Genomic DNA, 8666 nt, shown 5'->3' with positions numbered 1-8666 from the left:
CGGTGGTGGCGCTGGGCCTCATCGTCGGCGCGTTCGTCCGGCGCGGCTACGGACTCATGGTGGTGCTCGCCCCGCTGGCCGGATTCGTGCTGCTGGCCTCGCTGATCGGCCCGATCGAGTTCGACCGCGGCGGGATGGGCGATCGGGTCTGGGTGGTGCAGGACGCCGCCGAGTTGGCCCCGGAGTACTCGTGGGCGTTCGGCTCCGCCACCCTGGACCTGAACAATCTACGCCTCACCGAGGACCGCACGACCAAGATCGAGGGGGCGATGGGTGAGGTCCGTATCCTCGTCCCGAACGATCTGCGAGTGCGTTTCGACTGCTCGGTGGATATGGGTGAGCAGAACTGCCCCAGCGGCATCATCGGCCCCGCCGAGGGACCGATTCTCGACCTGGCCGTTGACATGAGCATGGGATCCGTGGAGGTGCAGCGTGGCTGACAACAAGACCCGCCGACCGTCGTTCTCACTCCTCGTCGCCGGAGTACTCGGCCTGCTGGTGAGCATCTGGGCCTTCATCGGCCCGCACTCCTGGCCCGAGGGACTGTCCTTCGGCTGGATCGTGGTGATCACCGCCATCGTGGTCGGCGTGCTGCTGGTGATCTCACCACGCAAACGCAAGGAGTAGTCGACCAGCGAGTACGGCCCCTGACCCGAATGGTTCAGGGGCCGTTCGCATTCCAGGCGACCACGGATGCGACACTGGGGCGGTCGACGCGGTACGGCCGGTCAACCGGCACTCGGGAAGATCGAGGACAGAACAATGGTGAGCGGCGAGACCACGACCGAGTACGAGGCCCCCACCCGGACCGCCGACGAATCCGACTGTCCGTACCTCGGGCTCGCCCCCTACCAGCGCCGCGACCGCGATCTGTTCTTCGGACGCACCCACGCCACAGCGGAATTCGCCGATCTGGTGCGCGAGGCGGCCGGGGACGCGAGCGGGATGGTGATCCTCATCGGGGCCTCCGGAGCGGGGAAATCGTCGCTGCTGGCGGCCGGGCTGGTCCCCGCGGTAGGCGACTGGGACGTCACCACCATCACCCCCGGCGCCGACCCGATCGCCACCCTGGCCGCCGCCTACGGCATCGAGGGCGACACCGACCTCACCGCCGACGACATCATCACCGCCCTCACCGCCCAGCGGCTCGACCGGCAGCGCCTGCTCATCGTCGACCAGTTCGAGGAGTTCTTCACCGCCTGCGAAAGCGAAACCGCCCGTGCGGAATTCCTCGCGGCCCTGCACCGCTGCGCGACCGAGCACACCGCCGCCGTGGTGCTGGCCCTGCGCGCCGACTGCTACGCCCACTGCCTCGCCTATTCCAGTCTGCAAGGCGCGCTGGAGAAACGCAGCTACATACTCGGCCCGATGCGCCCCGACGAACTGGCCCAGGCCATCACCGGCCCGGCCCGCCTCGCCGGACTCGAGCTGGAACCCGGGCTCGACGAACTGATCATCACCGACCTGTGCGGCGTCCGCGACCACCACGACCGCCACGGCTACGACCCAGGCACGCTCCCGCTGCTCTCCCACGCCTTGGCCGCGACCTGGCGGCACCGCTCGGGCCACCGCCTCACCACCGCCGGATACCGCAGCACCGGCGGCATTTCGGGCGCGGTGGCCGCGACCGCCGAACACGCCTGGGACGCGCTCACCGCCGAGCAGCAGGCCGCCGCCACGGCGATGCTGCCGGAACTCGTGGCGGTCCACCGCGACGCCCACGCCACCCGCCGCCGCATCGCACGCCCGGACCTGTTGCGCCGCACCACCGATCCGGAGGCGGCCGCCGCCGCACTCGAGCTGCTCACCCGCGCCCGCCTGATCAGCCGGGACGGGGATACGGTCGGCTTCATCCACGAGATCGTGCTCGGCGCGTGGCCCCGGCTGCGCGGCTGGGTGGACGCGGCCCGCGTCGACCTGCTGACCCGCGACCTGTCGGAAACCCGCACCACACAACGGTATCCGACCGTGCCACGCGACCACCGGCACACCACCACGGCACTGCTGGTGCTGTTCGTCGTCCTGATGGTCGTCGGCGTCGCCGCATACACGTAGCGGGCCCGCCGACCCTTCCGGATCGAGGGCCCGCCCACACCGCGCTCAGCGCCCGGCGCTCACTCCCATTCGATGGTCCCCGGCGGCTTCGAGGTCACATCCAGCACCACCCGGTTGACCTCCGCCACCTCATTGGTGATCCGGGTCGAAATGCGTTCCAGCACTTCATAGGGCAGGCGGGTCCAGTCGGCGGTCATGGCGTCCTCCGAGGACACCGGACGCAGCACGATCGGATGGCCGTAGGTGCGGCCGTCACCCTGCACGCCGACACTGCGCACATCGGCCAGCAGCACCACCGGGCACTGCCAGATCTGACCGTCCAGACCGGCGGCGGTCAACTCCTCGCGGGCGATGGCGTCGGCCTGGCGCAGCAGCTCCAGACGGTCCGCGGTCACCTCGCCGACAATGCGGATGGCCAGGCCGGGTCCCGGGAAGGGCTGGCGCGCGACGATGTCCTCGGGCAGGCCCAGTTCGCGGCCGACGGCGCGGACCTCATCCTTGAACAGCAGCCGCAACGGCTCCACCAGGGAGAACTCCAGGTCGTCGGGCAAGCCGCCGACATTGTGGTGGCTCTTGATATTCGCGGTGCCGGTACCGCCGCCGGACTCGACCACATCCGGGTAGAGCGTGCCCTGCACCAGGTACTCGACCGCGGGAGCGGAGCTCCCCGAGGACGCTGCCTCGCCTTCGGACTTCACCACCTCGGCGACGGCGTCCTCGAAGGAGCGGATGAACTCCCGACCGATGATCTTGCGCTTCTCCTCCGGATCGGTGACGCCCTTCAGCTCGCCGAGGAACTTCTCCACCGCGTCGACGGTCACCAGCTTGGCGCCGGTCGCGGCGACGAAATCGCGCTGCACCTGCTCGCGCTCACCCGCGCGCAGCAGCCCGTGGTCGACGAACACACAGGTCAGCCGGTCGCCGATGGCACGCTGCACCAGGGCGGCGGCGACGGCCGAGTCCACGCCGCCGGACAGGCCGCAGATGGCGTGGCCGTCGCCGATCCGCTCACGCACATCCGCGATGAGCGCCTCGGCGATACTGGCGGGCGTCCACGCGGCCGGAATCCCGGCGATCTCGTGCAGGAAGCGGCTCAGCACCTGCTGACCGTGCGGCGAATGCAGCACCTCGGGGTGGTACTGCACACCGGCCAGCTTGCGGGCACGGTCCTCGAACGCGGCGACCGGCGCGCCCGGCGTGGTGCCGGTGACCTCGAAGCCCGCGGGGGCGTCGGTGACGGCGTCGCCGTGGCTCATCCACACCGGATGATGGGTCGGCAGGCCGCCGTGCAGCACACCACCGTCGATATTGATCTCGGTGCGGCCGTACTCACGGGTACCGGTGTGCGCGACCGTACCGCCCAGCACCTGCGCCATGGCCTGGAAGCCGTAGCAGATACCGAAGACCGGCACGTCCAGGTCGAACAGCCGCGGATCCAGCTGCGGCGCGCCCTCGGCGTACACGCTCGACGGGCCGCCGGACAGAATCACGGCGGCGGGCCGCTTCTCGGCGATCTCCTCGACGGTCGCGGTGTGCGGAACCACCTCGGAGTAGACACTGCACTCGCGCACCCGGCGCGCGATCAACTGCGCGTACTGCGCGCCGAAGTCGACGACAAGGACTGGTCGCTGGGTTTCTGCCACCGGCTCAGTCTAGTGAGCGATGCAGGACACACGTCCGTCGGGCGCACCGGTCCGGACCAAGATCGACGCATTCATCCCGAGACACACAAATCGGGTGGCGCGGCACGCCGTACGCGCACCCGGCACGGGGCAAAACTGTCGATCTCTGTCACCGGCCGTGACTATCCTCTTCCTCGTGCCATTCGCCCATGCGATCGATGCCGAAATCCATTACGAGGACAGCGGGGGCGATGGACCGGTAGTGCTGCTGGGGCACGAATTCCTCATGGACCGAACGATGTTCGCGTCGCAGCAGGCGGCGCTCACACCGGAGTACCGGATCGTCACCTGGGACGCGCGCGGACACGGACGCACACGCGACAAGGGCCTGCCCTTCACCTACTGGACCAGCGCCCGCGACGTGCTGACCGTACTGGACCAACTCGGCGTACGGCGATCCGTCATCGGCGGCACCTCACAGGGCGGATTCACCGCACTGCGCACCGCGCTGCTGGCCCCCGACCGCGTGGCGGCACTCATCCTCATCAGCACCGAGGCACACGAACCCTCCACGCTGGAACTCACCAATGCCCGTCGCTTCCTGGACAAATGGTATGAGAACGGCCCCCGCCGCGCCCTCGCCGAACACCTCGCGGAATGGCTCATCGGTGACGACGCCTGGTATCGCGCCGTCTGGGTGAAACGCTGGCTCGCCCGCGACCACCACGCCACCGAGGTCGCCGCCGGTTGCCTGCTCGGACGCGACTCGGTACTCGACCGACTATCCGAAATCACCTGTCCCGCATTGGTTATCCACCCCACCAACAGCGGGATCTCCCGCGCCAACGCCCGCGAACTCGCCGCCCGCCTGCCCGCCGCCCACTACCTGGAAATCGAAGGTGCCCGCCAAACCGTCAACATGACCCACCCCGGCGAGGTGAACACCGCCATCCTGAACTTCCTCCGCGCACTGCCGCTAGCCCGCCTCTCCGGGACTTCAGCGCGCGGCTGAGAGCCGTTGAGGCACATGCACGCGTGCCTGCGGTCGAGTGCCAATCCGATTCTGGACGTACCCGATGAGTTACCCCAATCGGTGCGAGATCAGTTGTTGGGTCCCCGGTCGAGGGTTCCGGAGTGAACACCGTTCGCGAGGGATGCCGCTGGGCGCTGGTCGAGAGTTCCGGTGAGTGCCCCGGCCGGAACGGGGACGACATCCGCTCGGCCGAACCGACTGCGCAGGCGGGCGTCCCGGCCGAAATCAGGACAGCATCCGCTCGGCCGAACCAACTGCGCAGGCGGGCGTCCCGACAGGAGCAAGGGCAGTTGTCACGAGCCGGTCAGTCCGCGCGGGTGGACGTTCCGGTCAGGGCGAGGGCAGTAGCGGACCAGCGGGTTGCGGGTTGCGGCGAAGATTCCGCCGGGGCGCAACGGGTGTTGCGCTCCCGGCGGTGCTGTGTGCGGGCGGCTGGGTCAGGCTCGGACGTTCAGGCCGACCTTCTGGAATTCCTTCAGGTCGCAGTAGCCGGTCTTGGCCATGGAGCGGCGGAGGCCGCCGACCAGGTTGAGGGAGCCGAAGGGGTCGTTGGAGGGGCCCTCCAGAACCTGGGCGAGCGGAACGCGTTCCTCGTCGATGGCGTAGGGCAGCAGGGCGCCGCGCGGGACCGACGGGTGGGCGGCGGCCGAGGGCCAGAACCAGCCCTTGCCGGGAGACTCCGCGGCCAGAGTGAGCGGCACACCGAGCATGACCGCGTCCGCCCCACAGGCGATGGCCTTGGCCACGTGCCCCGAGGTGAGAATGTCGCCGTCGGCGATGACATGCACGTAGCGGCCGCCGGTCTCGTCCAGGTAATCGCGGCGCGCGGCAGCGGCATCGGCGATGGCCGTGGCCATGGGCACGCCGATACCGAGCACCTCACCGGTCGACGTCGCGCCCTGCATGGAGCCGTAACCGACGATGACACCCGCCGCGCCGGTGCGCATCAGATGCAGCGCGGTGCGGTGATCGCTCACACCGCCCGCCACCACCGGCACATCCAGTTCGGCGATGAACGTCTTGAGATTCAGCGGCTCACCGTCGCCCACATGCTCGGCCGAGATGATGGTGCCGTGCACCACCAGCAGGTCGATGCCGGCCTGCACCAGGGCGGGGGTCAGCGTGCGCGCGTTCTGCGGGCTCACCCGCACCGCGGTCGTCACACCCGCGGCCCGCACCTGCGCCACCGCGGCCGCCAGCAGATCCGGCTGCATCGGGGCCGCGTGCAACTCCTGCAGCAACGCGACCGCGGCCTCCGTCCCCTCCTTCTCGGCCACCTCGGTGAGCTGCTGGATCTTGGCCTCCACATCGGCGTGCCGCGCCCACAGGCCCTCACCGTTGATGACGCCGAGACCACCGTGACGGCCGAGCTCGATGGCGAACTCCGGCGAGACCAACGCATCGGTCGGATGCGTCAGGAACGGGATCTCGAAACGGTAGGCATCGAGCTGCCACGCCAGCGACACCTGCTTCGACGAGCGGGTCCGCCGCGAGGGAACGATGTCGACATCGTCCAGTTCGTAAGTGCGCCGGGCAGTCCGGCCCATGCCGATCTCGACCATATCGCGCATCGGTTCCTCCTGTGCTTGATTGCCTCCGCTTCGCTCCGGCGGATGCTGTGTCTTATTTGCCCTCCGCTTCGCTCCGGGCGGATTCGCGGCTGTGTTTGTTTTGCCTCCGCTTCGCTCCGGCGGATTCGCGGCGCGTTCGGCTGGGGGCCGGGAGTGGAGTACTGCGGGGGTGGGAACTGGGGGGTGAAGTACCGAGGGTTGTCGATCTTTGAGTACTGCGGGGTGGAGCGCCGCGTGGTTGGTGTGCATCGCGAGGTCGTGCACCGCGGGTTGGAGCACGGGGGTTGCTGCACCGGGAGGTTGGAGCATTGCGGCGGGTGGGGTGGTTCCGCGTCAGGCGCGGGTGGTGTAGTTGGGGGCTTCGACGGTCATGGTGATGTCGTGCGGGTGCGATTCCTTGAGGCCGGCGGCGGTGATCTGCACGAACTGGGCGGCCTGCAGGTCCGGGATGGACTGCGAGCCGGTGTAGCCCATGGCGGCGCGCAGACCGCCCACCAGCTGGTGGATCACGGTGTCGAGCGGGCCCCGGAACGGCACCCGGCCCTCGATGCCCTCGGGCACCAGCTTCTTCTCCGACAGCACATCGTCCTGGAAGTAGCGGTCCTTGGAGTACGACTTGGCCTCGCCGCGGCCCTGCATGGCGCCCAGCGAACCCATGCCGCGGTAGCTCTTGAACTGCTTGCCGCCCACCAGGATCAGATCACCCGGCGACTCGGCCGTACCGGCCAGCAGCGAGCCCAGCATCACCGTCGACGCGCCGGCCGCGATGGCCTTGGCGATATCACCGGAGTACTGCACGCCGCCGTCGGCGATGACCGGCACACCGTGCGGCTTGCACGCGGCGGTCGCCTCCAGAATGGCGGTGATCTGCGGCGCGCCGACACCGGCGACCACGCGGGTGGTGCAGATGGAGCCGGGGCCCACGCCCACCTTCACCGCGTCCACACCGGCTTCGACCAGGGCCTTGGCACCGGCGCGGGTGGCGATATTGCCGCCGATGATCTGCACCCGGTCGCCGACCTCGGCCTTGACCTTCTGCACCATCTGCAGCACGCCCGACTGGTGGCCGTGCGCGGTGTCCACGACCAGCACGTCCACGCCCACGTCGGCCAGCGTCATGGCGCGCGACCAAGCGTCCTCGCCCACGCCCACCGCCGCGCCGACGAGCAGTCGCCCGTCGCGGTCCTTGGTGGCGTTCGGGTACTGCTCGGTCTTGACGAAGTCCTTGACGGTGATGAGTCCGCGCAGCTTGCCGTTGCCGTCCACGATCGGCAGCTTCTCCACCTTGTGGCGGCGCAGCAGGCCCAGCGCGGCCTCCGCGGTCACGCCCTCCTGGGCGGTGATCAGCGGGGCCTTGGTCATCACCTCGGCGACCTCGCGGTTCTGGTCGACCTCGAAGCGCATATCCCGATTGGTGATAATGCCCACCAGGATTCCGGCGTCGTCGACCACCGGCAAACCGGAGATGCGGAACCGCGCGCACATGGCGTCCACGTCGGCGAGGGTGTCGGAGGGCCGACAGGTGACCGGATCGGTCACCATGCCCGCCTCGGACCGCTTCACGGTCTCGGCCTGGGCGGCCTGCGCCTCGACGGAGAGATTGCGGTGCAGCACGCCCATACCGCCCGCCCGCGCCATGGCGATGGCCATGCGCGCCTCGGTGACGGTGTCCATGGCCGAACTCACCAGCGGCGTGCGCAGCGAGATCTCCCGGGTCAACCGGCTGGAGGTATCGACGGAACTCGGAATGAGGTCGGACGCGGCAGGCAGCAGCAGCACATCGTCGAACGTCAGCCCGAGCATGGCGATCTTGTTCGGATCGTCGCCGCCTGTCACGGGACTGCTCATCGGATCGACCCCTCCTGGACCTCGGCAATGCCCACCGGAGCAGGACCCGGCGGACGAATGGATTGATTTCGATACCGAAGATCGCTACCCGGCATCTGCCCGTCCATGGTATCGGTCGCGCAAAGTTGTGTTCGATGTGCCCTCCGCCGCGCCGCGGGCGGCGGAGACGGGTACGTCGGTAGCGCCGGATTTGCGCTAAGGAACCAGTTATGTCAGGGCAAATGGGTGTCAGCGCTGGCGCGGAAGGGCCATCTCTGCGTACCGTGGACCTGTGCGTGACCATCTACCACCTGGCCTGCCGCCGGATCCATTCGCCGGAGATCCCTCCGACCCGTCGGCCGCGCTCGATGCCATCGAGCCGGGGGAACCGCTGGATCCTCACGAGCGCCTAGCGGTCGAGGAGGATCTCGCCGACCTCGCAGTGTACGAGGCGCTGCTGGCGCACCGCGGCATCCGCGGACTCGTGGTCAGCTGCGAGGACTGTCGGCAGGATCATTACCACGATTGGGATATGTTGCGCGCCAACCTGCTCCAGCT

8 protein-coding genes are annotated in these 8666 nt (G+C 69.0%); 5 read left to right on the top strand and 3 right to left on the bottom strand.

The features are described 5' to 3' along the window. The 3 genes from QK444_RS26770 to QK444_RS26760 all read left to right on the top strand — a co-directional run. A partial coding sequence (locus tag QK444_RS26770; RefSeq protein ID WP_282784870.1) for a LiaF domain-containing protein occupies nucleotides 1–440 on the top strand: 440 nt, incomplete at its 5' end. Next, on the top strand, nucleotides 433–627 hold the full coding sequence (locus QK444_RS26765) for a hypothetical protein (RefSeq protein WP_282784868.1): 195 nt from the start codon (nucleotides 433–435) through the stop codon (nucleotides 625–627). The genes QK444_RS26770 and QK444_RS26765, both read left to right, overlap by 8 nt. Before the next feature lie 135 nt (nucleotides 628–762). After that, complete coding sequence (locus tag QK444_RS26760; protein WP_282784866.1) at nucleotides 763–2055, top strand: hypothetical protein; 1293 nt, start codon at nucleotides 763–765, stop codon at nucleotides 2053–2055. A gap of 59 nt (nucleotides 2056–2114) precedes the next feature. Here the strand turns inward: QK444_RS26760 and guaA are convergent, their stop codons facing one another. Next, a complete protein-coding gene (gene guaA, locus QK444_RS26755; RefSeq protein WP_282784864.1) occupies nucleotides 2115–3698 on the bottom strand; it encodes a glutamine-hydrolyzing GMP synthase in 1584 nt (527 codons plus the stop codon). Between the two features lie 175 nt (nucleotides 3699–3873). Between guaA and QK444_RS26750 the strand changes: the two genes are divergently transcribed. Further along, on the top strand, nucleotides 3874–4689 hold the full coding sequence (locus QK444_RS26750; protein WP_282784863.1) for an alpha/beta hydrolase: 816 nt from the start codon (nucleotides 3874–3876) through the stop codon (nucleotides 4687–4689). A 458-nt stretch (nucleotides 4690–5147) separates the two neighbouring features. Here the strand turns inward: QK444_RS26750 and QK444_RS26745 are convergent, their stop codons facing one another. Together QK444_RS26745 and guaB are read right to left on the bottom strand one after the other, a co-directional pair. Continuing rightward, nucleotides 5148–6281, bottom strand: a complete 1134-nt coding sequence (locus tag QK444_RS26745) for a GuaB3 family IMP dehydrogenase-related protein (protein ID WP_282784861.1) — start codon at nucleotides 6279–6281, stop codon at nucleotides 5148–5150. 333 nt (nucleotides 6282–6614) lie between these two features. Beyond that, complete coding sequence (guaB, locus tag QK444_RS26740) at nucleotides 6615–8129, bottom strand: IMP dehydrogenase (RefSeq protein ID WP_282784859.1); 1515 nt, start codon at nucleotides 8127–8129, stop codon at nucleotides 6615–6617. 271 nt (nucleotides 8130–8400) lie between these two features. Here guaB and QK444_RS26735 point away from each other — a divergent pair. Continuing rightward, nucleotides 8401–8666, top strand: a 266-nt coding sequence (locus QK444_RS26735; protein WP_282784857.1) for a DUF5319 family protein, incomplete at its 3' end; no start/stop codon positions are given.

The sequence above is a fragment of the Nocardia sp. CC201C genome, assembly GCF_030010695.1.
GTDB classification, from domain to species: domain Bacteria; phylum Actinomycetota; class Actinomycetes; order Mycobacteriales; family Mycobacteriaceae; genus Nocardia; species Nocardia otitidiscaviarum.
The sequence above is the reverse complement of the archived record's forward strand: the minus strand, read 5'-3'. Positions and strand labels throughout refer to the sequence as shown.

Excerpts from the sequence above, each read along its gene's own strand:
- QK444_RS26745 (WP_282784861.1), bottom strand. The coding sequence starts at position 6,281 with ATGCGCGATATGGTCGAGATCGGCATGGGCCGGACTGCCCGGCGCACT.
- guaB (WP_282784859.1), bottom strand. The coding sequence starts at position 8,129 with ATGAGCAGTCCCGTGACAGGCGGCGACGATCCGAACAAGATCGCCATG.
- QK444_RS26760 (WP_282784866.1), top strand. The coding sequence starts at position 763 with ATGGTGAGCGGCGAGACCACGACCGAGTACGAGGCCCCCACCCGGACC.